At 51.7% G+C, this 24,886-nt stretch carries 19 protein-coding genes and 1 riboswitch; of the genes, 17 read left to right on the forward strand and 2 right to left on the reverse strand.

Annotated elements, in window-relative coordinates; genetic code table 11:
* Window positions 1–49 precede the first annotated feature (49 nt).
* The 6 genes from mfd (at window position 50) to ACFPOF_RS28975 (ending at window position 11,875) form a co-directional block, all read left to right on the forward strand.
* Entirely contained in the window at window positions 50–3,571 is a 3,522-nt protein-coding gene (mfd, locus tag ACFPOF_RS28950) for a transcription-repair coupling factor (protein ID WP_378138864.1), read from the forward strand.
* Entirely contained in the window at window positions 3,558–4,661 is a 1,104-nt protein-coding gene (locus ACFPOF_RS28955) for a peptidylprolyl isomerase (protein WP_378138865.1), read from the forward strand. Before mfd ends, ACFPOF_RS28955 begins: the two co-directional genes overlap by 14 nt.
* A gap of 238 nt (window positions 4,662–4,899) precedes the next feature.
* Window positions 4,900–4,989, forward strand: a riboswitch (cyclic di-GMP riboswitch).
* A gap of 93 nt (window positions 4,990–5,082) precedes the next feature.
* A complete protein-coding gene (locus tag ACFPOF_RS28960; RefSeq protein WP_378138866.1) occupies window positions 5,083–7,935 on the forward strand; it encodes a right-handed parallel beta-helix repeat-containing protein in 2,853 nt (950 codons plus the stop codon).
* Between the two features lie 204 nt (window positions 7,936–8,139).
* Window positions 8,140–8,532: a hypothetical protein gene (locus tag ACFPOF_RS28965; RefSeq protein ID WP_378138867.1), complete on the forward strand. Its 393-nt coding sequence runs from the start codon at window positions 8,140–8,142 to the stop codon at window positions 8,530–8,532.
* Between the two features lie 140 nt (window positions 8,533–8,672).
* Window positions 8,673–10,817, forward strand: coding sequence for a right-handed parallel beta-helix repeat-containing protein (locus ACFPOF_RS28970; RefSeq protein ID WP_378138868.1), 2,145 nt, complete (start codon window positions 8,673–8,675; stop codon window positions 10,815–10,817).
* A gap of 38 nt (window positions 10,818–10,855) precedes the next feature.
* Window positions 10,856–11,875 (forward strand): glucosamine inositolphosphorylceramide transferase family protein, encoded by a 1,020-nt coding sequence (locus tag ACFPOF_RS28975; RefSeq protein ID WP_378138869.1) that lies wholly within the window; start codon window positions 10,856–10,858, stop codon window positions 11,873–11,875.
* 1 nt (window position 11,876) lies between these two features.
* Here ACFPOF_RS28975 and ACFPOF_RS28980 read toward each other — a convergent pair whose 3' ends face one another.
* Entirely contained in the window at window positions 11,877–12,734 is an 858-nt protein-coding gene (locus ACFPOF_RS28980; RefSeq protein WP_378138870.1) for a metallophosphoesterase, read from the reverse strand.
* A 159-nt stretch (window positions 12,735–12,893) separates the two neighbouring features.
* Between ACFPOF_RS28980 and ACFPOF_RS28985 the strand changes: the two genes are divergently transcribed.
* The 11 genes from ACFPOF_RS28985 (at window position 12,894) to ACFPOF_RS29035 (ending at window position 23,914) form a co-directional block, all read left to right on the forward strand.
* On the forward strand, window positions 12,894–13,649 hold the full coding sequence (locus tag ACFPOF_RS28985; RefSeq protein WP_378138871.1) for a YveK family protein: 756 nt from the start codon (window positions 12,894–12,896) through the stop codon (window positions 13,647–13,649).
* On the forward strand, window positions 13,636–14,301 hold the full coding sequence (locus ACFPOF_RS28990; protein WP_378138872.1) for a CpsD/CapB family tyrosine-protein kinase: 666 nt from the start codon (window positions 13,636–13,638) through the stop codon (window positions 14,299–14,301). The genes ACFPOF_RS28985 and ACFPOF_RS28990 overlap by 14 nt, the downstream gene beginning before the upstream one ends.
* Window positions 14,302–14,383: 82 nt before the next feature.
* Window positions 14,384–16,231 (forward strand): polysaccharide biosynthesis protein, encoded by a 1,848-nt coding sequence (locus ACFPOF_RS28995; protein WP_378138873.1) that lies wholly within the window; start codon window positions 14,384–14,386, stop codon window positions 16,229–16,231.
* Between the two features lie 20 nt (window positions 16,232–16,251).
* A complete protein-coding gene (gene galU / locus ACFPOF_RS29000; protein ID WP_378138874.1) occupies window positions 16,252–17,139 on the forward strand; it encodes a UTP--glucose-1-phosphate uridylyltransferase GalU in 888 nt (295 codons plus the stop codon).
* Window positions 17,129–18,292: a glycosyltransferase family 4 protein gene (locus tag ACFPOF_RS29005; protein WP_378138875.1), complete on the forward strand. Its 1,164-nt coding sequence runs from the start codon at window positions 17,129–17,131 to the stop codon at window positions 18,290–18,292. Before galU ends, ACFPOF_RS29005 begins: the two co-directional genes overlap by 11 nt.
* Window positions 18,277–19,386 (forward strand): glycosyltransferase family 1 protein, encoded by a 1,110-nt coding sequence (locus tag ACFPOF_RS29010; protein WP_378138876.1) that lies wholly within the window; start codon window positions 18,277–18,279, stop codon window positions 19,384–19,386. The genes ACFPOF_RS29005 and ACFPOF_RS29010 overlap by 16 nt, the downstream gene beginning before the upstream one ends.
* 3 nt (window positions 19,387–19,389) lie before the next feature.
* The gene (locus ACFPOF_RS29015) at window positions 19,390–20,265 is read left to right on the forward strand and encodes a glycosyltransferase family 2 protein (RefSeq protein ID WP_378138877.1); all 876 of its coding nucleotides are present in this window, start codon (window positions 19,390–19,392) and stop codon (window positions 20,263–20,265) included.
* Between the two features lie 26 nt (window positions 20,266–20,291).
* Window positions 20,292–21,371: an EpsG family protein gene (locus ACFPOF_RS29020; RefSeq protein WP_378138878.1), complete on the forward strand. Its 1,080-nt coding sequence runs from the start codon at window positions 20,292–20,294 to the stop codon at window positions 21,369–21,371.
* A 10-nt stretch (window positions 21,372–21,381) separates the two neighbouring features.
* Window positions 21,382–22,146, forward strand: a complete 765-nt coding sequence (locus ACFPOF_RS29025; protein ID WP_378138879.1) for a glycosyltransferase family 32 protein — start codon at window positions 21,382–21,384, stop codon at window positions 22,144–22,146.
* Window positions 22,130–22,744, forward strand: coding sequence for a sugar transferase (locus ACFPOF_RS29030; protein WP_378138880.1), 615 nt, complete (start codon window positions 22,130–22,132; stop codon window positions 22,742–22,744). The genes ACFPOF_RS29025 and ACFPOF_RS29030 overlap by 17 nt, the downstream gene beginning before the upstream one ends.
* A gap of 3 nt (window positions 22,745–22,747) precedes the next feature.
* Window positions 22,748–23,914 (forward strand): DegT/DnrJ/EryC1/StrS family aminotransferase, encoded by a 1,167-nt coding sequence (locus ACFPOF_RS29035; protein WP_378138881.1) that lies wholly within the window; start codon window positions 22,748–22,750, stop codon window positions 23,912–23,914.
* 41 nt (window positions 23,915–23,955) lie between these two features.
* Here ACFPOF_RS29035 and ACFPOF_RS29040 read toward each other — a convergent pair whose 3' ends face one another.
* Complete coding sequence (locus ACFPOF_RS29040) at window positions 23,956–24,609, reverse strand: acetyltransferase (protein ID WP_378138882.1); 654 nt, start codon at window positions 24,607–24,609, stop codon at window positions 23,956–23,958.
* Between the last annotated feature and the right edge of the window lie 277 nt (window positions 24,610–24,886).

Raw genomic sequence — 24,886 nt, forward strand, 5'->3', positions numbered from 1 at the left:
ACAGATCTCTTAAAGTGCGCAAGGCGTGTATTCGGAGAGGGGAAATGCCATGAAGCCGCTCATTCAATCGCTGGTGACCGACCCGGACTTGGTCAGCGTTATCCAGGGGCTCAGAGGCGGTATGCGGGAACAGCTCGTCGCGGGCCTGTCGGGCTCCGCGCGCCAAGCGGCAATTGCCGGGCTGTACCGGGAATTGCAAAGGCCTATTCTTGTTGTTACTCATAATATGTTTTCCGCTCAGAAGATGGCGGAAGATCTGCAGGAATGTCTCACGCCCGAAGAAGTGCTGCTCTATCCCGCCAACGAGCTGATTGCAGCCGAGACAGCCATCTCCAGCCCGGAAACATCCGCTCGTCGCCTGGAAGTCATCCTCAAGCTTGCGGAAGGCTTTCGAGGTGTTCTTGTCGTGCCGTTCGCAGGTATTCGGCGGTTCCAACCCGACTTGAAGACGATGTCGGAGGCGCACATCGACTTGAAAGTCGGTCAGACGCTGCCGATGGAGCAGTTCCTTCGTAACATGGTCGAGCTCGGCTATGAGCGGGTTGACCGTGTTGAGCAGAAAGGGCACATCAGCGTGAGGGGGGGCATCGTCGACTTTTTCCCGCTTGCGTCCGCATGCGCTTATCGCGTCGAATGGTTCGACGACGAGCTCGATTCGATTCGGACGTTCGATCCGACGGACCAACGCTCTATCGACAAAATCGAGCAATATACCGTTCAGCCGAGTCGGGAATGGATCGCTGGCGAGCGTCGATTCCAGAATGCGGCACAGCATGCGCATGACCTGCTTGATAAACAACTAGAGAAAATGTCCGACCGGCAGGCCAAAGAACGGCTAAGCTCCGAAATTACCCGGGAAATCGAACTTTTACGGCAAAATGTGTATTTTTCCGAAATTTACAAATACATTTCCCTCCTCTATCCGGAACGCCAAACGTTGCTGGATTATGTCTCGAAGGACACGATTCTGCTCATGGACGAACCGAACAGGCTGGGGGAAACGGCACGTCAATTGGAACGCGACGAGTCGGAGTGGACGACCCATCTGCTCTCGCAAGGCAAATCGCTGCCCGGCTTCGTACTAGCGGTAGGAGCGGAGCAGGCGCTATATCCGAAAGGTTATCAAACCGTTTACCTGTCGCTTTTCGTCAGGCAAATTCCGCATACACAGCCGCAAAACATCATTAATTTCGTATGCCGCTCCATGCAGAACTTTCACGGGCAGATGAACGTACTTAAGGCAGAGATGGAACGCTGGCGCAAAAGCGGCGTTCGTATTCTCATGCTCGCAGGCAACGCCGAACGCGCCGATCGGATGCGCCGGGTGCTGGAAGACTACCATATCGAGACGCCAGAAATTTTGCAGGGCAACTTGCAGAGCGGCTTTGAGTTGCCGTCCATCAAACTTGTCGTCATTACCGAAGGCGAGATGTTCACTCAGAAGCAGCGGAAAGCGCGTCGAGTCGATCGCCATTTGGACAATGCGGAGCGGATCAAGAGCTATACCGAGCTTAAAGTCGGCGATTATGTCGTACACCAGAATCACGGCGTCGGCAAGTATTTAGGCATTGGCACGCTAGAAGTCGGCGGATTCCACAAGGACTACCTTCATATCGTCTATTCGGGCGGAGACCGTCTGTCTGTTCCGGTCGAGCAGTTCGATCTGATCCAGAAGTATGTCGGCAACGAAGAGAAAGAGCCGAAGGTCAGCAAGCTGGGCGGGGCGGAATGGAACCGGGTCAAGTCCAAAGTACGCTCCTCTGTCCAGGATATCGCGGACGATTTGATCAAGTTGTACGCCGAACGCCAGGCGACAACCGGCTTTGGTTTCGGCGAGGACACTCCCTATCAGAAAGAATTCGAGGAGATGTTCCCGTACGAGGAGACGGTCGATCAGCTGCGAGCAATCCGGGAAATCAAGAAGGATATGCAGATTCCTCGGCCGATGGATCGACTGCTCTGCGGAGACGTCGGGTATGGCAAGACGGAGGTTGCTATCCGCGCGGCATTCAAAGCGGCGATCGAAGGCAAGCAAGTGGCCGTGCTTGTACCGACGACGATTCTTGCGCAGCAGCACTATGAGACGTTTCGCGAGAGATTCTCTGGGTATCCGTTTAATATCAAGGTGCTCAGCCGTTTCCGCTCTCGCAAGGAACAGACGGAATCGATGAAAGGCCTGAAGACTGGCGCGGTGGACGTCGTCATTGGCACACACCGTCTGCTGTCGCAGGACATCGTCTTTAAGGATCTTGGTTTGCTGATCGTCGACGAGGAGCAACGCTTCGGGGTGACGCACAAGGAGAAGTTGAAAAAGCTCAAGACAAACGTGGACGTGTTGACGCTGACGGCGACGCCGATTCCACGCACGCTCCATATGTCGATGCTAGGCGTTCGCGACTTGTCGGTCATCGAGACGCCGCCAGAGAACCGATTCCCGGTTCAGACGTACGTCGTGGAATACAGTCCGACGCTTGTCCGCGAAGCGGTAGAGCGCGAACTGGCACGGGACGGCCAGGTCTATTATCTGTTTAACCGCGTGCAAGGAATCTATCAGATGGCGGAGCAGATCAGCGCTCTCGTGCCAGCCGCTCGCGTCGCAGTCGCTCATGGCCAGATGTCGGAGCAGGAGCTCGAGCGCACGATTCTCGATTTCCTCGACGGAGAGTACGACGTACTCGTCAGCACGAGCATTATCGAGACGGGCGTAGACATCCCGAACGTGAACACGCTGCTTGTCCACGATGCGGATAAGATGGGCCTCTCGCAACTGTATCAGCTCCGTGGGCGGGTCGGCCGGTCCAACCGGATCGCGTATGCATACTTCACCTACCAACGGGATAAAGTGCTGACCGAGGTGGCGGAGAAACGGCTGCAATCGATCAAGGAGTTTACGGAGCTTGGCTCCGGATTCAAAATAGCGATGCGGGACTTGTCCATCCGAGGAGCGGGCAACCTGCTCGGAGCGGAGCAGCATGGCTTCATCGCGTCGGTCGGATTCGACTTGTATTCGCAGATGCTCTCAGAGGAGATTCAGAGTCGGAAGCTAGAGATGGGCGGCGAGGCGTTGCCGCCGCAGCCGGTCAACACGCAGCTTGATCTGGGCGTGGATGCTTATTTGCCTCCCGAATACATCTACGACAGCATCCAGAAAATCGAGATTTACAAGAAAGTGGCCGCAGCGGTGTCTTTGGAAGACGTGGAAGATTTATTCGAGGAACTGATCGACCGATTCGGAGAGCCGCCGAAAGCGGTGCTGAACCTGATGGCTGTGGCGAGGTTAAAAGTATATGGACGCAAATTTGGCATCGAGTCCATCGTTCGCCGCGGGGACGAGATGACAATGAAGCTCGACGAGCGTCGTCGTTCCGACGTGGATGCGGGCAAGGTGAAAGCTTTGGAAGCGAAGTTCCAAGGCCGGATCGCATCCGGTATCGCGGAGACGCCGATGGTCGTGCGCTTTAGGTTGCGCGGACTCGACGAGAACGGCATATTAGCGCTTGTCGAGGATTTTCTGATACAATACAAAGAAGCGACAAAATCGAAGGGGGAACTACAGGATGTTGCACCATAAACGCATGTCGTATCGCCGGCTTGCTTTGCTTGCGCTGGCGGCGGTCATGCTCGTCGCGCTGATCTCGGGCTGCGGCAAGAAAGACAATAAAGCGACCGTAATCGCCACGTACACGGGCGGAGAAATTACGGACAAGGACTTCGACAAGTATGTCGCGTTCCAGACGCTCATGAACCCGCAGAGCGCTATGTACATGTCGATTCCGCAATTGAAAGAAAACTTCGTAAAGCAATATATCGTGACGAAGGTACTTTCCAAGGAAATTCCCGAAGACAAGAAAAAAGAAGCAAAAACCGCTGCCGACAATTTCAAGAAGCAACTTGAAGATGCGATGAAGTCCCAAGCGGAAGTGAAGAAGCACTTGGAAGATAGCAAGTTGTCGGTCAAAGAAGCCGTTGCTTACTTCGAAGAGCTCGTATCGTTCCAGTCCTACTACTCCGCCAAGGGAGAAGAGATCAAGCCGACGATTAAGGACGAGGAGATCAAGGCGGAATACGAGAAGGCACCTTCGGATTACAATATCGTTACCGTTCGTCATATTCTGATCGGCACGAGCGATCCGCAGACGGGCGCTGAGCTGAAGAAAGACGACGAAGCGTTGAAGCTTGCCAAAGAAGTGAAAGCACAGCTTGAAGCAGGCGGCGACTGGACGGCATTGGCGAAAGAATACTCGACAGACACCGGTTCCAAGGATAAAGGCGGCTTGTATGAGAAGCAATTGGCCAAAGGCTGGGTCGAGGAGTTCAAGAAAGCTGCGAATACACAAGCCATCGGCGTTGTCGGCGATCCGGTCAAGACGGAATACGGATACCATATCATGAAAGTCGAGAGCCGCGAAGAAGCTTCTTCGTATGACAAGCTGTCCGACACGGCGAAAGATGCCATCAAGACGGATCTTGCCTCGACGAAACTTAACGAGTTCTTGACGAAAGAGCAAGATACGTTGGGGATTAAAGTAACGCTGCCTAAAGAAGAGACGCCTAGCCCGTCCGCTTCGCCAAGCGCAAGCGGTTCGAAATCTCCCGGCGCTTCCCCGAGCGCTTCTCCAAGCCCATCGGCGTCGCCAAGTGCGAGCTCATCGGCGAAATAATCGGACAAGCATACTGAACTGAAGGTTCAAGCGGAAACGCTCCGATTCCCCGGCATTTGCGGGTATCGGAGCGTTTTTTGTTCACTCAAGAGGGGAGCCTGTACCGGAAATCGTCGCTTGGAATAGAATAATGCAGAGCGAAAATGAGAAAACATTCATATTTAATGCTTACGTCCTACGTAATGCAGTCTTTCGCACTATATAACGTGGAAGATTTTGTCGATATTCTATTACTGCACATATGGAAAGGCAAACTTTGGGAAACCGAAGGACGCAAAGCTATAGGGGCTATTGCCGCAGATCGCGGACGTGCCAGCCAGTTGCCGAAGTGAAATATTCGTACCCTCTTGCAGGTATCGAATTTCATCGGTATCTGTTTTTTTCCGTCTTGGACAATCTGTCGGAGGGAAGGGAAGAGGACATGCGAAAAATGAATGCGGGGATCAAAATCGGATGTGCACTGTTGTTAGTATGGGGATTGATGTTTTCCACGATGGGGGCCGGGGCTGCTTTCGCAGAGACACAGTCGATCGATGCGAAAGGCATTCCCTCAAGCAATACGCCGGCAACGCCGGTTGCGCAAACTACAAAAGTTGCGCCAGACGAGAATATGGCAGCGCCGACGCCAAGCACGGAGCCAGCTGAGGTAACGCCTGCTCCGAACGCCGAAACGAGCGATCTCGCGCATAATGATTTTTCCTTGGAGATTGCTGCGCCGACAGGGCTGGCCGCCGAGTACGAAGACGGTGCAATGAATTTGACATGGAACCCGGTCGAGCACGATAAACTGGTTGGGTATAATGTTTTTCTTGATGGCGTTCAAGTGAATGGAACCCTCTTAAAGGTGAACAAGTACCGTCTTGTCGGGCTGGAAAAAGAACAGAGATATGTCGTGCAAGTGTCTACGGTATATCAATCGAATCTAAGCGAAGGCTTAACGATAGGCGTTCCGACTGACGTTCCGCCGAAGGAAGAACCTGTGGTTCCGATAACGGGTTTGCGGGCGACTGGAGCGCCGGGTAGTGTGATGCTTCAATGGGAGCAAGCGGCTACCGATAAAGCGGTCGGCTACAATGTGTATGCCGACGGCGAGCTGCTGAATGCGGCGGGCTCGACTTCCTCGACAACGTTCATGGCGCAGGGGCTTGTATACGGCCATGTCTATGAATTCAAGATCGAAGCAATCGGGGTTGACGGGAAGGTTGTCGGCAAGAGCGACGCCGTGAGCGGCACTCCGACGCATTATCTGGTGGAACTTGATCGTTGGGGCATTCGCAACGACGGCAGCGATCCGGCAGGCACGACCGCCGGTCTGAACAACATGTTGCAGTGGGCTTACGGACAAGGCATCCATGCTGTATTCTTGCCGTCGGGAACGTACACGATCAGCAAGGACAGCCAGATTAACATGGTTGGCGATATGCTGTGGGAACTTCCTACGGACGCTGTCATCCAAAAGGAAACGAACGGCAAGGAGTCTTATTATTCGCTTGCGATCCAGTACGGAGCAAACAATGTCACGATCAAGGGCGGCTGGTACAAAGGCGATCGCGAGACGCATAATTATTCCGGCAAAGACAACGCTTATAGCCCTGGAACGCACGAAGGCGGTTTCGGCATTTATATCGAAGGGGCTCGGAATGTTACGGTGGAAGGGGTTAAAGCTACGCATTTCACCGGTGACGGGTTAATGATCGGCGGCGCTGCGCAAATGGGGTCGGACGTGTATGCGGGAAACTTTGAATCAGGCGGTTTGGATGCCTCCGGTATGCCGGCGGAGGATAAGAACAAAGTTCGCACGAAGAACATGTACAGTTTGACGAAGAACCAATTCGTCGAACAGAAGTTCTTCGAGCTGTCGAATTGGCAAAATGCTTCGTCGGAATTCGAAATTGATTTCTACAACGACAGCAACGCTTTCGTAGCCAAGACGATGACGAAGTTGCGCGCGAGGATCGATATCCCGAATGGCGCTACCAAGATGAAGATCGTGATCAATAAATCCGGCGTTATCGGTATCTACGGTGAGTATTGGCAACGGCTTCAAGCGGAAAATACGATCGTGCGCAATTCCGAATTCGCCTACAATCGGCGCCAGGGGATAACTGTGGGCGGCGGCAATCACACGTTAATCGAAAACAATCGCATTCACGACATTAGCGGAATCGCTCCTATGTCCGGCATTGACGTGGAGGGTGGATATGGGGAAAATGGCCATTGGAATAGCGACGTAACGATTCGCAATAACGAGTTTTGGAACAACGCCAGATACGACGTGATTTTGTATGATGGACGAGGGGCATTGGTTGAAAACAACCATCTGGCTTCGAAAGGCGTCATTGGTCTGGCTGTTTCGTCGAGTTATGCAGGAGATGCGATCGTTAAGGGCAACCATTTCGACGGGTCGCGTATTATTGCTTATCACGACGTTCAATTGCTGAACAACAAGTTGAATGATTCTTACACGACATTCGAAGGACCGAATATTAAAATTGATGGATTAGATATATCGAATGGTACTTTGGCAATCTCGGCCAAGTCTGATGGAGCGGTTCGAGTTTCCAACGTGACCATCAACATCACGGACAATACGAAAGAGGGCGGATTGTCCGTTTACGGAACCGGAGCAACGGCATTCCGTAACGTCACGATTAGCGGTCAGTCCAAGCTGAGATCCTTCGTAGGAGCTTCCACTGCCGCCAATAAGTTCGAGCGCTTGCGGGTGCTGGATTACAATCCGACTTATGGACTTTCATTGCCGGCGGGAACGTATACCGATTCCGAGTTCGTTGCTGCGGAAGGCGGACGTCTAGGATTTGTGGGCATTAGTCTTCCTGCGAAGTACGTATTCGAAAGAGTGCGTTTCCAGACGAATACGATGGGTTCGACAGCGGTCGTCGTACAGAAAGCGGGCGCCGATGTAACCATACGCGATTCAATATTTGATATGAAGGGCAACGACCAAGCCGTTTCCGTGCAGACGGCAAGCCGTTTTATTTTCGAGCGAAACACGGTGAATGCTATGGCAATGTTGAAGACGGCGTCCGAACTTGTCAGAATCAACGATTATTGGGAACGAGCCAACCCGTACGACGTCTTGGACGTTCTGATTGCAGACAATACGATTAACGCAAACATGGCAGTGCTAGGCATTCAGACGGTGTATGCAGGTAAAGACGCCCCTGCTTACACGATTCGGGACAATACGATGAATAGGGCCATTCTTTCCGTCAAGTCAAACGATATTGCGACGGGCAACTTTACGAATCCGTGATCATTCGATGTTCAGTGCGTGAGAAAAGTCCTAAAGTATCCTTTGCGGGGAGTTTTAGGACTTCTTTGCGCATCTGTGCCGTCATTCAATAGTTCGAATCTCCTAAACCCAAGATTTACAAACTCGCAGTTCTGCTATAATATGTATATTGTTGGTTGATTTTCGGTTTTATTAGATACATAGGGAAAGGAGAAAAGGGCAATTATGTCTAAATTTACTCGAATTGCGGCACTTGCGTTACTGGTTACTTTGCTTGCGTTCCCGATTTCGGCCTACGCTTCGTCGAAGAATTCATCTAACGATAACGACGGCGGCTCGTACTTTACTTCTGTCGCTCAGAAAGTTTCATTTTTGTTTACAGGCAACGGTCACAGTGACGACGGCAAAGACGAGAAGAAAGACAAAAACGACAAGAACGACAAAAACGACAAGAACGACAAGAATGACGACAAAAAAGACAAGAATCATTCGGATGACAACCATTCCTGGAACGGTAACGGCTGGGGACATTGGTTCAACGGCGAAGATTGCGATGATCCATGGGATGACCATGGTCAAGACTCGGCAAAATTGTGGAAGAAATATTGGTGCTACTAGGGAAAATAATTGAATTCCGCCGGCTCGTGGCCGGCGGTTTTCTTTATCATATATTCGATCTGAGTTGCCGCCCGGTGTGAAGCTGGCGATCTGCTTCAAGGATGCAATTCAACGGTTTTAATAAAGATAGGAGAGTAATCATGCAAGCGATAAAGAAACTGGCAAAACCGATTGTCGCGATGTTGCTTCTACTGATCCTGATGATTAGTGCCGGCAATCAATCGTTTGTCTATAGTGAATCGCCAAGCCCCTCCACGCAAACAGCCTACGTCGTCGAGTTGAGTAAATGGAGCATCTATAACGATGGGACCCATGCGGTAGAAACGACGCAGGGGATAAACAATTCATTGGCATGGGCGCACAAGAGCGGTATTTCATCCATTCTTCTGCCCGCAGGTAACTACTTGATCGACAAGGACAGCCGGATTGAGATGGTGTCCAACATGACGTTGGAATTGTCGCCTGATGCCACGCTGACGAAAGAAACAAACGGCAAAGAGAGATACGAGTTGTTGCGCGTCGGCCCCGACATCACGAACGTCACGCTTAAAGGGGGCACGTACAACGGCGACAAAGCGACCCATAACTATTCCAATAAAGACAATAAATACAGCTACGGTACGCACGAAAGCGGCTTTGGCATTTTGCTGGAGGGGGCGTCTGACGTAAAGGTCGAAGGCATTAAAGCCTTTAATTTCACGGGTGACGGACTTGCCATTTTCGGTTACGGCACGATAATTACCGATCTATATGAGAACGCTTTTTTATCGGGGGGTATCGATGCCAAAGGCAAGAAGGTAAAGGACACTTCGCGCTTGCGGACAGCAAAGCCGCTCTACTTCAAACATGAAGTATTCAAGAATGCCAACACATTCGAGTTTTCGAACCGACAGAACTTGCCCAAAGCGTTCGAGGTGGCCTTCTATCGTGCGGACGGCACCTTCATTTCGAAGACGGCGGCCAATATTCAAGAGCCGATAACAATTCCGGCCGGAGCCGATTATTGCTACGCGATATTTCAACAGAAGTCGGCCAAGAAAGCCTATCTTGAAATGTGGCATAGGACGGTGTCGCAGCGGGTAACGATTACAGACTCGGAGTTCGCTTATAACCGCCGCCAAGGCGTAACAGTCGGCGGAGCGGATGAGGTGTTACTTGAAAACAACTCGTTTCACCATATGAAAGGCACTGCACCGGAGTCGGGCATCGACGTGGAAGGCGGCTTTGAAGTCAACGGTTTCTTGAACAGCCGAATTACAATTCGCAACAACGAATTTTACGATAATGCGGCTTACGACGTCATTTTGTTCGATGGCAAAGATGCCGTGGTAGAAGGCAATCATATGGCGTCCAAAGGCGTGATTGGGCTGGCCGTATCCCCTCCATTCACGGGAGCGACAATTAAAAGCAACCATTTCGATGGCACTCGCATTATCGCCGAGCATGATGCGGTATTTACCGACAATCGGATGAACGATGCAATGACCAGATTTGTCGGACCGAACATTCGTATCGACGGGATGGAGCTCACCGATTCCACATTCGGTGTCAGCGCTAAAGTGCCGTTTGGAGTCGAAGTCGCCAATGTCACGATTACAAATGCGACTAAGAAAGATACCGGCCTTTCGATCTGGGATCAACCTATTCGCGTAACCAACATGACGATCCAGGGCGAGCCCGCTCTTCGTTCTATTTCGGGCAACGTCAAACCGGGCAGTATATTCGACAACTTGAGAGTCATTGGATATAACGGCAATTACGGCTTGTCGCTTCCGCCGGGAACCTACTCACGATGTCTGTTTGAAGGCTCGGATGGAGGCAAGTTAGGAATGGTCAGAGCGGATTTATCTGGGAGTTATACGTTTGACAGATGTGTGTTTAAGCCGGGCAAATCTGCTATGGGTGCTCTTATCGCCGAGAATGTTGGGATGGCACTAACGATTACGAACACCAGGTTCGAATTGTCGGGTGACACGCAGGCGGTCAGCGTGCAAGCGGCGCGTAGCTTTGATTTCCGGCGCAATGCGGTATTTGCCGAGTACTTGACGGCAGATAACATAGAAATCATCAAGATCAACGATTACTGGAAACGAAACGAAGAATACGACGTTAAGAGTGTCAACATAACGGGCAACTCCATTCGGACGAACAGGACCGCGTTCGGTATTTCCACCTTGTATGCCGGCAAAGGCGCGCCTGCCTACTCCGTTCACTACAATACGCTCACTCGTGCGAAGCTTTTGTTAAAAGAGAATGATAAAGCGATCGGGAATCTGATAAAGTAACTGTAAGTATTGCACAGTATGAAAGAAGGCGCCGCTATATGTGGGAAGATATTTTTATTTTGTTTGGAGCGGCTATTCTGTGCGGCTTTCTAGTCAAAAGGTATCATCGGCCGATTGTGACGAATGAGTGGTCTATTGCCGTATTCGCGACAGATGGCGTCGCCCGAGACAGTCGGTTTATTCAACGAATACCAAGTCCTAACCTGCGGGCATCCGATGTGACCGATGCAGCAGCGGAACTGGTAGCGGATCCTTTTCTTGTGATGGATCAGGATCGCTATTATTTGTTTTTCGAAGTTTATAACAAAATTACTGAGAAGGGCGAGATTGCCGTAGCGATTAGCGATGACAGATTGAACTGGCGCTACGATAAGCTCGTGCTTGTGGAGAAGTTTCATCTGTCCTATCCGCAAGTGTTTAAGTGGCAGGAAGAGTATTATATGTTGCCGGAGACAATCGAAAGCGGCAAGGTACAGCTTTACAAGGCTAAAATTTTCCCGTACGAATGGGAGCCGGTCAGTCAGCTTCTGGATCGTCCGCTCGCTGATCCTTCACTTTTTCATTATCAAGATAAGTGGTGGATGTACGCCGGAACACCGGGCAATCTGCATTTATTCAGCTCTCCTATGTTGGAAAGCGGGTGGGTCGAGCATCCGCAAAGTCCTCTTATTACGAACGATGATCGGGTCACGAGGCCGGGCGGCAGGATAGTCGTGTACGGTGACGATATCTATCGCTACGCACAGAGCGGTATTCCATACTATGGAAAGTCAGTCAGCGCGTTTAGGGTAACGCTGTTAAATGACACGGAATACGAGGAAGTTGAAGAAGCATTGGTCTTGGAAGGAACAGGCGGGACATCGGACTGGCAAAGAGACGGCATGCATCATATCGACCAGATTCGGTTATCCGATCAGGAATGGCTTGTCACTGTAGACGGGCATCGAGGAATAGTCAGACATTATTTACGATGGAAATGGGATAGGTGGACAACTCGCCTGCAGTGGCGCAACGCGCACAAACGGGGTTCGTCCGGCGGTGAGACGCTCAACCGCTAAGCTAGCCGAGCGTTAATACCGTCAGTTCCGGTCTGCATAAAAATCTCACGGGGTGGGCGGAGACGCCGACCCCTCTGTTTGTGTAAAGATACATGCCATCTCGAATTTTATATAACCCTTCGGAGTATTTGCGAGCCATTTCGGGCAAAACGACAGCGCCGATCCAGGGAAGCTTTACTTGCCCGCCGTGACTATGTCCGGAAAGCTGCAAATCGACGCTGAAAGCCGATGCTTGGTCCGCAAGGTCCGGTTCATGGGCGAGAAGTAATGTGAAATCGGCAGATCCTGGACCTCCCAGCGCGAGCTGTAAATCCGGGTTTCCGCGCATTGCGTCGTCGACACCGGCGACCCTAAGACTGCATTCCCGATAATCGAGCGTGTGCGAGCGATTGTCCAGCACGGTAAACCCGCCTTCGGTTAATGTGCGTGTGACGTCTGAGGAGCTTGTAACGTAATCATGATTGCCTAGGACAGCCCATTTGCCAAGAGGTGCTTCCAGGGAGTGCAAAATGCCCGAACATGCCGATGACGTCGGTTGCGCATCCACATGGTATAGATCGCCGGTAAAGCAAATCATATCGGGGCGCAGCTTCATGATAGACTGTGCAAGCGCTTGGAACCGAGAGATGCCGAAATGGTGATCCAGATGAACGTCGGAAAATTGAACGATTCTCTTTCCTACCAAAGTAAGCGGCAGTCCGGGATACGACAGGAGATGTTCCGTTATTTCGAGCCTATGCGGCTCAATCCATCTCGAGTAGCCGTAGGCGGCGGCCGAAGCGGTAACGGCGCTCCCTCCAAGCCAGCGGAAGCCTTTCTTCAAAAACTCCTTCCGGCTTATGTGTACTTGATCTTTCAACTGCAGCCTCCCCTTTCATCGTAACCATTATAACAAAAAGATCGATATACCGAACAAATGAGGGTGAGAAAAGTAGCCTGCACATTGACATGTTCTTTATAAAGAACTAAAATTGAAAACAACACATGTATTTTCAAGCGGAATCGAGCGGGTGAAGGCATGGAAGAGGAACGCACGTTCAAGGAAGATCAACATACACCTGCAAGCGGGGTTAAAGAAATCAACTTAAAAGAACTTTTTAACGTAATTCGTAGAAGGCTTTGGATTGCCGTGGTCACTACGATCGTGTGTGCGATTCTGGGGGGTATGTATAGTACTCGTTCTCAGACTCCAATGTATGCGTCCACTGCCCGCATTATCATCATGGTGGATAGCGAACAAATGTTAGGAACGGTTAAAGCATTTCTTCGAGAGCCGGTTGTTTTGAAACAAGCAATCGCTGAACTTGGAGGGGACGTAACGGTCGGATACCTCCGCAACTCCATCAGTGTCGGAAGCGTGGAAGGCACATTAATTACGTTGGTTACGGCAGTCGACACCGATACCCGGTCAGCGGCACGCATGGCAAATGCTACGGTAGATGCTTTCTCCAAACAAATCACGAGATACTTTCCGACGGCCAGTGCCCAAGTGTTGACCGAGGCCGATCCGGACGCTGTATCCGCTCCGATAAATCCTCCAAGCAATCGAGCCTTTATTTTTGGTACAATAGCGGGTCTGTTTGTAGGGATTGGATTAATATTCCTTGTGGATTCTTTGGACGATACCATTCGGACGCGGCGAGATGTTGAGCGTCAGTTGAATATGTATCTATTAGGGCAGACGACAAAGTTCAAGAAACGGGACGTCGCCGCAAGGGCTAGACGAAGCAAGACCGTTCAGAAGAGAGGCGAATCGATAAATGTTCAAGAATAAGAAATTATCGAAAACATTAATTGGCGGTTGCCTCGCTTCTTATCATCAGCCTTACTCTAATTTGGCGGAGCAATTCCGAGAAATCCGCAACAATATTACGTTTGCGGCGCGTGGCAATTTGCGTTCTCTTGTCGTGACATCTCCGTCGGACGGGGAAGGCAAGACAACGGCTGCCATGAACCTGGCTATCGGTTTTGCCCAGCGCGGAGAACGTGTTCTTCTTGTGGATGCTGATATTCGCAAGCCGCTGTTGCATTCTTTGTTCGATATGCAGGCATCTCCGGGTTTGTCCGAAATTCTCGTCCAGCAAGCGAAGCTTGAAGAGGCCGTTAGGGAGACCAATATTCCCAATCTGAAGCTTCTTCTCGGCGGCTCGTTCTATCATGAAGCGATGAACCGTCTGGAATCCGTAGCGATGACCGAGCTGTTGAACCAGGCCAGGGCTCTTTATGACGTCCTTGTATTCGACTGTCCATCCGTTCTCGGCGCGTCCGACGTGTGCACGTTGGCAAGCCGCTGCGATGGCACGGTTCTCGTCCTTTCCGGCGGACGCACGAACAGCAACAAAGCTTTACTGGCCAAGAGAAACCTGGAATTCGGTAAAGCGAACATACTTGGCGTCGTGTTGATGAACGGTAAGAGTATTACGTAGTCCGGGCCGAAGAGGGCCCGAAAAAATTTTGAACCTCCGTTCTTTATAAAGAACATTAACGAGACTTGAGGATGTGAAACTATTGGGATATAAGCAAAGATTGGCATTTTTGACTCTCGTTGACTCGCTTATCGTCATCTTGGCCATCTTTATCGGGCGTTCGCTCGTCGTAGCGCCACTGGATACATTCTCGCTCACTATGATCGTGACTTCCGGAACATTGCTGGTTAGCCATCATTTGTTTGCGATCAGGTACAAGTTGTACAAGAAGGCGTGGGAGTATGCGAGCGTCGGGGAACTGATCTCGATTACGAAATCCATCACGTTATCGGTGACTGTGGCCGCGGTCGTTCAATGGTCGACATTCGGCCATGCCTACGCACGACTGCTTGTCGTCACGTGGATGCTTCACCTTCTGTGCATCGGAGGTTCCCGATTTTGCTGGCGCGTAACACGCAGTTTGCTGTTCGGAAATCAGGAAGAGCAAAAACAAGAAGGAGAGAAACAGCGCCTGTTGATCGTAGGGGCAGGGGCGGCGGGAACGATGCTTGTGAGGCAGTTGATGTCCGACCCGTCCAATTCCCAACTGGTTCCAGTCGCTTTCGTCGATGATAAATTGGCCAAGCTTCATCTCGATATTATGGGCGTTCCGGTTATCGGAAGAATTACCGACATTGGACGTCTTGTCGAAGAACATCAGATCGAATGCATCGTTATCGCTATTCCGTCATTGAATAGCCAGCGACTGAAAGCGATAGTTGAAATTTGCAGCAAGACGAACGCTCGAATGCAAATTATGCCTAAGCTTGAAGATATCGCGATCGGCAAAGTGTCGGTCAGTCAGTTCCGCGATGTCCAGGTCGAAGATTTATTGGGAAGAGAGCCGGTCGAGCTTGATCTTGGCAAAATATCGAGTTACATCACGGATAAAGTCGTTCTGGTTACTGGCGCAGGCGGTTCGATTGGGTCGGAAGTATGCCGCCAAATCTCAAAGTTCAATCCGCGCAAGCTGGTACTGCTCGGGCATGGAGAGAATAGCATCTATTCGATTGAAATCGAGCTAAAGGCGCTGTATCCGAACACCGACATCCAGTTTTACACGGAAATCGCCGACTTGCAAGACGAGAAGAAAATTATCGCCATTATGGAAGAACATCGACCGGACGTCGTCTACCATGCAGCGGCGCACAAACACGTGCCTCTCATGCAGCGCAATCCGGAAGAGGCCGTTAAAAACAACGTTATTGGAACGTTAAACGCATCGCGGGCAGCAAGCTTGGCAGGCGTCGGCACTTTCGTTATGGTATCCACGGACAAAGCGGTGAATCCAACAAGCGTCATGGGATCAACGAAACGGATTGCCGAGATGATTATCCAGCATATGGACGGCTTCAGCCAGACAAAATTCGTCGCTGTCCGATTCGGCAACGTACTAGGAAGCCGGGGCAGCGTCATCCCATTGTTCCGCAAGCAGATCGAGAAAGGCGGACCTGTCACGGTTACGCACCCGGAGATGGTTCGCTACTTTATGACCATTCCCGAAGCTTCCCGGTTGGTCATCCAGGCTGGAGCGCTCGCCCGCGGCGGAGAAATCTTCGTGCTCGACATGGGCGAACCGGTGCGAATTGTCGATCTGGCGAAAAACGTCATCCGGATGTCCGGCTATTCGCTGGAGGAAATTCCGATTGAGTTTACTGGCATGCGGCCCGGTGAGAAGTTGTACGAAGAGTTGTTGAAAGAGAACGAAGTGCATGATGTACAAGTGTTCCCGAAAATTTATATCGGCAAATCGACAGAAGTGAATTACGGACGGATCGAGCGTTTGTTGCAAGTGTACTCCTCCCTTTCCGTTATCGAGCTTCGCGAGTTGCTGCTCAATATCGCCAACAACCGAATGGAGCCGAATACCAAATCGGTTTTGTCGGTGTAAACAGGAGGACAAATTCTTATATGGCTAAAGTTAAAAAGGCAATCATCCCTGCCGCTGGGTTAGGAACGAGGTTCCTGCCGGCAACGAAAGCGATGCCGAAGGAGATGCTGCCGGTCGTAGACAAGCCGACGATTCAGTATATCGTCGAGGAAGCGATCGAGTCGGGAATTGAAGATGTTATTATTGTCACGGGCAAAGGCAAGCGCGCCATTGAAGATCATTTCGACAACTCCATGGAGCTCGAGAAGGTGCTGTTCGAGAAGGAAAAATTCGAGTTGCTTAGCGAAGTCCAGAAGTCGGCGCGTATGGTCGATATTCACTACATTCGGCAGAAGGAGCCGAAAGGGTTGGGTCATGCGATCTGGTGCGCCAGGAAGTTCATTGGCCAAGAGCCGTTCGCCGTGCTTCTGGGCGATGATATTATTGCAGCAGACAAGCCGTGTCTGAAGCAAATGATCGAGAAATTCGACCGCTATCATTCGTCTATTATCGGCGTTCAGCATGTTTCAAACGAGGAAGTGTCTCGATATGGCATCGTTGACGGACGAATCGCCGAAGAGTCCTTGTATCAAATTCGCCATCTCGTAGAGAAGCCAAAGCGGGAGGATGCGCCATCCAATCTGGCCATCATGGGCCGCTATATTCTTACACCGGGTATCTTCGATATTCTCGGTACGCAGCAGCCCGGTTCGGGCGGTGAAATTCAACTGACGGACGCAATCGAGTCGCTAAATCGATCCGAAGCGGTCTATGCGTACGATTTCCAAGGAACGCGTTACGATGTTGGAGAGAAAATGGGCTTTATCCAGACGACGATCGAGTTCGCGCTTAAGCGCAACGAACTGCGCTCAGATTTGCTCGATTATATGGCACGCGTGCTGGAAAGGGAAGCCGAGCATGCCGGGTAAAGTGTTGTTCTGCGCGACGGTGGATTACCATTTTCGCGCTTTCCATCTTCCTACGTTGCGCAAGTTCAAGGAAGCCGGATGGGATGTGCATATCGCAGCCCGCGGTCAGCTTGAGCTTCCTTACGTCGATCGCAAGTTCGACATCCCTTTCTCCCGTTCCCCTTTCAGCTTGGACAACGTTAGTGCTTACCGGCAAGTGAAGGCGTTAATGGACAAGCACGAATACAACCTTGTTCATTGCCACACGCCGATGGGCGGTGTCGTAGCCCGTTTGGCTGCGAGAAACATTCGGCGCTCGGGTGCGAAAGTGTTGTATACGGCTCACGGGTTTCATTTCTACAAAGGGGCGCCGCTCCAGAACTGGCTGCTTTATTATCCGATTGAGAAGTGGCTCGCTCGGCATACGGATTGTCTGATTACCATTAACGATGAAGACTTCGCGCTGGCGGCGGAACGGAAGCTAAGAGCGGGGCAACTGGCGCACGTTCACGGAATCGGTATTGACGCGAGTCGGTTCAAGCCGCTGGAGCCCGCAGAGAAGTCTGCCTTGCGGCGTCAACTCGGCTATCGGGACGACGAACTGCTGCTGTTCTATGCGGCGGAGTTTAACGTGAATAAAAATCACCGGGTTCTCATCGAAGCGATGGCGATGTTGAAGGATCGCGCGCCTGCGGCAAAAATGTTATTTGCGGGCAAAGGTGGGCTAGAGCAGGAGTGCCGGAAATTGGCCGAACAGCTCGGCGTCGCTTCTCGTATCGACTTCCTCGGCTATCGGGACGATATTCCTCGCATTGTACCCGCATGCGACATCGTTGTGTCAGGCAGCTTGCGAGAAGGGCTGCCAGTCAACATTATGGAAGCGATGGCCTGCGGACTGCCTGTTGTGGCATCGCGCAATCGCGGGCACAACGAACTGGTGGAGCATAATGTCAGTGGCTTCTTGCTCGATCCCCTTGATGCAGCAGGGTTTGCTGCGAGGTTGGAAGAGTTGGCCAGTTCCGAGCGGCTGCGATTCCAGATGAAGAAGGAAAACTTGCGACGCATCGACCGCTATACCCTTCATAGAGTGCAAGCCGAATTAACAGATATATATATGCCTTATGCACCCGAATTACAGATAGAAGCGGAGAGATCTCGTTGGGCAGCCCCATAAGAGTGCTTCACGTCATCGTTAATATGAACAGGGGTGGCGCCGAAACGCTCGTTATGAACCTCTACCGGAATATTGATCGTTCCCAGGTTCAATTCGACTTCCTGACGAGCAAAGCGGGAGTGTTCGACGAGGAAATTCGCCAGATGGGCGGCGTCGTGCACCGAATTCCTTATATCACGGATCAAGGTTATCGCGCTTATAAGAAGTCTTTGCTTGCTTTCTTCCGAGAGCACCGCGATTATCATATCGTTCACTCCCATATGGACCGAATGAGCGGCCTTGTGCTGCATTGCGCCCAGCAGGCTGGAACCCCCGTCCGAATCGCGCACAGTCACAACACGAGGAGCGAAGGCGGTTACGCCGGTCGTCTGTTCAAGTGGTACATAGGTAGGTCTCTTCGTAATGCAGCCACGGATCGGTTTGCTTGTTCCGATGATGCAGCCAGGTGGCTCTTCGCGGGAAAGGCAGCACAGTCCGTCCTTTTGCAAAATGGAATCGAAAGAGAGCGGTTCGCTTACGACGACCAAGCAAGAGCGCAAGTGCGAGAGGAGCTTGGACTCCCCGACTCATCGTTCGTTGTCGGACATATCGGGCGATTTCTATTGCAGAAGAACCATGCCTATTTATTGGATCGATTCGCTGAGTTATGTGCGATTCGTCCGGAGGTTTTCCTTTTGTTGGCGGGCGACGGACCGCTTCGTTCGGCCATGGAGCAGCGAGTCCATCAATTGGGCATTGCCTCCAAAGTGAAGTTTCTTGGCGTCCGAGGCGATGTTCACCGCTTGCTGCAAGCTTTCGACGTGTTATTGTTTCCTTCTTTGCACGAAGGGTTGCCGGTAACGCTTGTCGAAGCGCAGGGCTCGGGGCTTCGTTGCCTTGTCTCAGATGCGGTGTCGGACGAAGCGGACATGGGGCTTGGCCTCGTTCGATATTTTCCGCTTGGCGACAAGAAGCAATGTCTCGATCAACTGATCGAAGCGATGGATCGGCCGCAACCAAGAAGAATCGCTCCGGACGCTCTTGCTGCGAAGGGCTACGACATTAAGGACAAGGCGAGTTGGGTCCAGCAATACTACTACTCCCGGACGAGGTAACCGATGAAGACGTTGACCGTATTTACCCCGACGTACAATCGGGCTTATTGTCTCCACCAAGTATACGAGAGTTTGTTGCTTCAGACGTGCGACGACTTCGAATGGCTGATTATCGACGACGGCTCGACGGACAACACCGAGGAACTGGTTAAGCAATGGCTTTCCGATGGGAAGATTGCATTACGCTATCATCGTCAGAACAATCAGGGGATGCACGGTGCGCATAACACGGCGTATGAACTGATGGAGACGGAGCTGAATGTCTGCATCGATTCGGACGATTATATGCCCGGAGATGCGGTCGAGAAGATCGTAAATTTCTGGCGAACGCACGGAAGCGACCAATATAGCGGAATTGCCGGGCTGGATGTTGACACAAGCGGAGCGGTTATCGGAACGGCTTTCCCGGCAAACAAACGTTCTTCGACGCTGTTCGCGCTGTATCAACAGCATGGCGTAACGGGTGACAAAAAACTCGTCTACCGAACGGAGTTGACGAAGCAGTTTCCTTACCCCATATTTGAGGGAGAGAGGTACGTCGGACTTGCCTATAAGTACCACATGATGGACCGGCAATACGAACTCCTGCTTATGAACGAACCGCTTTGCTGCGTCGAGTATTTAGCGGACGGCTCGTCCAGGAATATGCTTCGACAATATCGCGCCAATCCTAAAGGGTTCGCCTTCTACCGCGTGCAGTTGATGAATCTTCCGTTCGCGAGCCTCTCATTCAAATTCAGGCAAGCCGTGCACTATGTGTCAAGCTGCCTGCTGTCCCGCAACGGCAAGTGGCTGAGTGAGACGCCGAACAAAGGATTGACGCTGCTGGCTGCGCTTCCCGGCTTCTTGCTGTATCTCTATATCCGTAAGAAAACCTAGATCGTGGCCGGCAGAAGGGATGCTTCATGACGATACTGTGGCTGACGTTGATGTTCTCCTATATGTTTGCTTTATTGGCGAGATACTTCTCCGTTCCCGCCGGGTTAGGCTCGTCAACTGCGACCGTGACTCCCAACCGGTTGTATGCGGTGCTTGCCGCAAGCACCCTGATTCTGGTGTCCGGACTACGCAACAATATCGGAGACACGTTTTTTTACATGCATGCCTACGAAGTTAATGACTTCAGTTGGTATGCGATTTTGCAGCAGAAAGATATTGGATTTAATCTGTTGCAGAAGCTGCTCAAGGAAATAACGGACGACCCCCAATTGCTCATCTTTCTAATGGCGCTATTCACCAATATTCTTATCGTCGCCGCTTTGTATCGGTACTCCCGTTTGTTCGAGGTTGCCGTGTTCATATACATCACGTCGGGAGCCTACATCGTCTCAATGAACGGTATGAGGCAATATTTTGCTGCTGCCATTGTCATCGCCGCGACGAAGTATTTGATTAAGGGAAGATGGAAACCGTATTTCGCCATCGTTCTGTTGGCTGCAGTTTTCCATCAGAGCGCGCTGATTATGCTTCCGATTTACTTTCTGGTCCGTAGGAGAGCTTGGACGGTGTCTTCTTTTGTGTTGCTCTCCATGGCCGTCGTCATCGTATTCGGATTCAACCAGTTTCAGAATCTGTTATTCGCTGCGCTTAAGGATACGTCGTATGGGGAATACCAGCAATTCCAGGAAGGCGGAGCCAGCGTGATACGCGTTATTTTCTACGCGTTACCGCTCTTTGTGGCCTATTTCGGCAGGGATAAGCTGCGTAAGCTGTATCCGAACATCGACGTCTTCGTCAACCTCTCCATCATCGGTGTTGTCATTATGATTATTTCGACCCAGAACTGGATTTTCGCGCGTATGGCTATTTATTTCTCGCTCTATCAAATCGTGTTGATATCGTGGATAATCAAAATATTCCGCGAGAAAGATCAGAAGCTGATTTATGTGCTACTGCTCGGCTTATACTTGTTTTTTTTCTTTTTCGAAAATGTCGTTACGCTGGGTCTTGAGTATCGCAGCGATTACTTGACGTGGTTCAGATAAGGAGGACGGCATGGGCAACGCAGCTACCATTCCGCGCATCGTCCATTACTGCTGGTTCGGCCGCGGACCGAAACCGGGTAAAATCGAGAAATGCATGAAAAGCTGGCGTAAGCACCTCGGCGACTACGAATTTATCGAGTGGAACGAGGATAATTTCGACGTCGGCTGCAACCGCTATGTAAAAGAAGCATATGAAGCGAAGAAATACGCGTTCGTGAGCGACTACGCTCGTCTGAAAGCACTCTACGAGCACGGCGGCGTTTATTTGGACACGGACGTAGAAGTCATCCGGTCACTGGACCGATTTCTGACGCACGAAGCGTTCTCCGGTTTCGAGGACGAGACGTTCCTGCAATCGGGCACGATGGGCGCTGTGAAAGGCCATGTTTGGATCGAAGAGCTGCTTCGTCATTACGACGGAAGATGTTTTCTGTTGCCGGACGGTAAATTCGACACGACGACGAATACGGCGGTGATCAGCGAGATTTGCGCGAAGCACGGTCTAGTTCTGAACGGTCAGTATCAGGCGCTCCCGAATGGTGTAACCTTCTATCCGCGGACGTATTTCAGCCCTTATGACTATATTAACGGCGGAAGTTATCGAACATCCGACAGCTATACGATTCACCATTTTGCACAGTCATGGTTACCGCTTCGGGTCAGGTTGCAAGGGCGAGTGAAGCGGGTCGTAAGTCGGGTTATCGGGCCGTCGAATATTGCGAGGCTGCGAAAGATTGTATCGGGCGGAGTGAATTCCAGTGAAAAGAACGTTTGACCTGCTCGTGGCTGTCCCTTTGCTATTGCTGATGTTGCCCGTTCTTATCGTGACTGCGATCCTTGTTCGCGTTAAGCTTGGCTCTCCGGTTCTGTTCAAGCAGCAGCGTCCAGGACTTCATGGTCGCCCTTTCAACATGTATAAGTTCCGCAGTATGACGAGCCAGCGCGATGCACAGGGGCAATTGCTGCCCGATGACGTCAGATTGACTCGGTTTGGGCAGACGCTTCGAAAGCTGAGCTTGGACGAACTTCCTCAATTGTGGAACGTCGTAAAAGGGGAAATCAGCCTTGTCGGTCCTCGGCCGCTGCTGATGGAGTATTTGCCTCTCTATACGGAGGCCCAGGCGCGAAGACATCACGTGAAACCGGGCATTACGGGCTGGGCACAAGTGAATGGCCGCAACGCTATCTCATGGGAACAGAAATTCGAACTGGATACGTGGTACGTGGATCATTACAGCTTCAGGCTGGATTTGAAGATTTTGTTCCTGACCTTAAAGAAAGTCGTACGGTCCGAAGGAGTGTCCAGCGGCGGCCATGTGACCATGCCCGTCTTCCGGGGGAGCGTTCACCATCAAGAAGAAAGCAGGGGATAGGCGATGAAGCAGCTCGACCGGATATATTTATCCTCGCCCCACATGAGCGGCAGAGAGCAGCAATACATACAGGAAGCGTTCGACACGAATTGGGTGGCGCCGCTCGGTCCTAACGTAGACGCGTTCGAGGCGGAGATCGCGGCGCATGCAGGCACGGCCGGCGCGGCGGCGTTAAGCTCCGGGACTGCGGCGATTCATCTGGCGCTGGAACTGCTCGGCGTCGGCGCCGGAGACGTCGTGTTCTGCTCGTCGCTTACGTTCATAGCCAGCGCTAATCCGATTCTGTACCAAGGAGCGGAGCCGGTCTTTATCGATTCGGAGCCGGAGACGTGGAATATGTCTCCCGGCGCGCTACGCCGGGCGTTCGAAGAGGCAGATCGGAAAGGTAGGCTGCCCAAGGCGGTGATCGTCGTTCACCTGTACGGACAGAGCGCCAAGATGGCAGAGATCACGGAACTGTGCGAACGTTACGACGTTCCGATCGTAGAAGATGCGGCTGAGTCGCTCGGTTCGACATATCACGGCATTTCGAGCGGTTCGATAGGCAAGTTTGGCATTTACTCTTTCAACGGCAACAAAATCATTACGACATCGGGCGGCGGCATGCTCGTCTCGAACGACGAACAAGCGCTGAAGCGGGCACGCTTTCTGGCGACACAAGCCCGTGATCCCGCGCTGCATTATCAGCACAGCGCGATGGGCTACAACTATAGGATGAGCAATTTGTTGGCAGGAGTCGGCCGGGCGCAGCTTCAAGTGCTGCCGCACCGGGTTGATGCGAGGAGGGCCGTATTCGAGAGGTATAGCCAGGCGTTCAAGGACGATCAAGGTTTCCGGTTCATGCCGGAGCTGGAAGGATCGAGATCTAACCGCTGGCTGACCACGCTGACCATTGATCGGGAGCAGACGGGGGTGGCGATTCCGGAACTGATTGGCGCGATGGCCGAGCGCAACATAGAAGCGCGGCCCGTCTGGAAGCCGCTGCACCTGCAGCCGTTATTCGCCGGAGTTGCTTACTATGCTCATGAAGAGAACGATAGCGTGTCGGAACGACTGTTTGAATCGGGCATTTGCTTGCCGTCGGGCTCCAACCTGTCGTCCTCTGATTTGGATCGAGTGATCGGTTGCATTAGAGAACAGCTTAAGATCGCTTCCGGACTTCGCGTCTGAGTCAAGCAATAGATTTTGTTCAAGAAAGGCCGGGAACTACGCTACAAGTAGCGTTCCCCGGCCTTTCTTGCGCGGATTTCGCGCGCAGGCGTACCATATGCGACACTGTAGTCTGCGATGGGTGATAGAACGTTAGCCCCTGCCCCGACGACGGTATGTTCGCCTATGGAAACGGAATGAATGATTTTAGCCCCGATGCCTAGCGCCGTATAAGCACCTATCGACACACCTCCGCCTGTGGCGGCATGAGGGGCGAACGATACAAAGTCGCCAACGGAACTGTCATGGTCGACAGACGCAAGCGTGTACAGAATGCAATGCTTGCCGATGCGTGTATCGCTGTTCACGACAGCACCTGCCATAACGACAGAGCCTTCCCCGATTTCGGCACCTCTTGCGACGGAAGCGTTCGGGTGAATGGCGGTGATGAACGGCAGATCCGGTCTGATGGAGCGGATAGCCATAGCTACCTCGGCCCTCAGCCAATTGTCCCCTATCGCCACGATTAACCCTTGAACACTTTCATCGACTGCCAAATCATTTTCATTGCCCAATACTTGGTATCCGTAGACGTTTGTCCCCGGTGGCTTAATTCTGTCCAACAAACCTGTGACCCGGCATTCGCCTGCTTTCTCAATAACGTCGATGACGGCTTTGGCGTGTCCTCCGGCACCATAGATTAGTATACTTTTCAAGTTGAGTTCCTTTCTCGCACCTGCAGCTTGATGTATGCCCTATTTGCTAGGCGGCATAAGAATATTCTAATTTTATACAATGCTTGGGAGGGGGACAAGCCTATCTTCCAGCCTTGTGGAGGCCATAGTCGCACGTGATCAGAGCTGTCTAAAGAATTGACAACATTCTTGCACGGATGGTACGCTAGGATTGTTCGTTAAAAAGAACAAAAACCGGTTATTCTGCTGATTGGAGAGACGCTTCATGGGTTTCCTTAGGAAGGCAATACGAACGATT

Origin of the sequence: Cohnella soli (genome assembly GCF_042655525.1) — a bacterium.
Classification (GTDB): Bacteria; Bacillota; Bacilli; order Paenibacillales; family Paenibacillaceae; genus Cohnella; species Cohnella soli.

Excerpts from the sequence above, each read along its gene's own strand:
- mfd (WP_378138864.1), top strand. The coding sequence starts at position 50 with ATGAAGCCGCTCATTCAATCGCTGGTGACCGACCCGGACTTGGTCAGC.
- ACFPOF_RS28955 (WP_378138865.1), top strand. The coding sequence starts at position 3,558 with ATGTTGCACCATAAACGCATGTCGTATCGCCGGCTTGCTTTGCTTGCG.
- ACFPOF_RS28960 (WP_378138866.1), top strand. The coding sequence starts at position 5,083 with ATGCGAAAAATGAATGCGGGGATCAAAATCGGATGTGCACTGTTGTTA.
- ACFPOF_RS28965 (WP_378138867.1), top strand. The coding sequence starts at position 8,140 with ATGTCTAAATTTACTCGAATTGCGGCACTTGCGTTACTGGTTACTTTG.
- ACFPOF_RS28970 (WP_378138868.1), top strand. The coding sequence starts at position 8,673 with ATGCAAGCGATAAAGAAACTGGCAAAACCGATTGTCGCGATGTTGCTT.
- ACFPOF_RS28975 (WP_378138869.1), top strand. The coding sequence starts at position 10,856 with ATGTGGGAAGATATTTTTATTTTGTTTGGAGCGGCTATTCTGTGCGGC.
- ACFPOF_RS28985 (WP_378138871.1), top strand. The coding sequence starts at position 12,894 with ATGGAAGAGGAACGCACGTTCAAGGAAGATCAACATACACCTGCAAGC.
- ACFPOF_RS28990 (WP_378138872.1), top strand. The coding sequence starts at position 13,636 with ATGTTCAAGAATAAGAAATTATCGAAAACATTAATTGGCGGTTGCCTC.
- galU (WP_378138874.1), top strand. The coding sequence starts at position 16,252 with ATGGCTAAAGTTAAAAAGGCAATCATCCCTGCCGCTGGGTTAGGAACG.
- ACFPOF_RS29005 (WP_378138875.1), top strand. The coding sequence starts at position 17,129 with ATGCCGGGTAAAGTGTTGTTCTGCGCGACGGTGGATTACCATTTTCGC.
- ACFPOF_RS29015 (WP_378138877.1), top strand. The coding sequence starts at position 19,390 with ATGAAGACGTTGACCGTATTTACCCCGACGTACAATCGGGCTTATTGT.
- ACFPOF_RS29020 (WP_378138878.1), top strand. The coding sequence starts at position 20,292 with ATGACGATACTGTGGCTGACGTTGATGTTCTCCTATATGTTTGCTTTA.
- ACFPOF_RS29025 (WP_378138879.1), top strand. The coding sequence starts at position 21,382 with ATGGGCAACGCAGCTACCATTCCGCGCATCGTCCATTACTGCTGGTTC.
- ACFPOF_RS29035 (WP_378138881.1), top strand. The coding sequence starts at position 22,748 with ATGAAGCAGCTCGACCGGATATATTTATCCTCGCCCCACATGAGCGGC.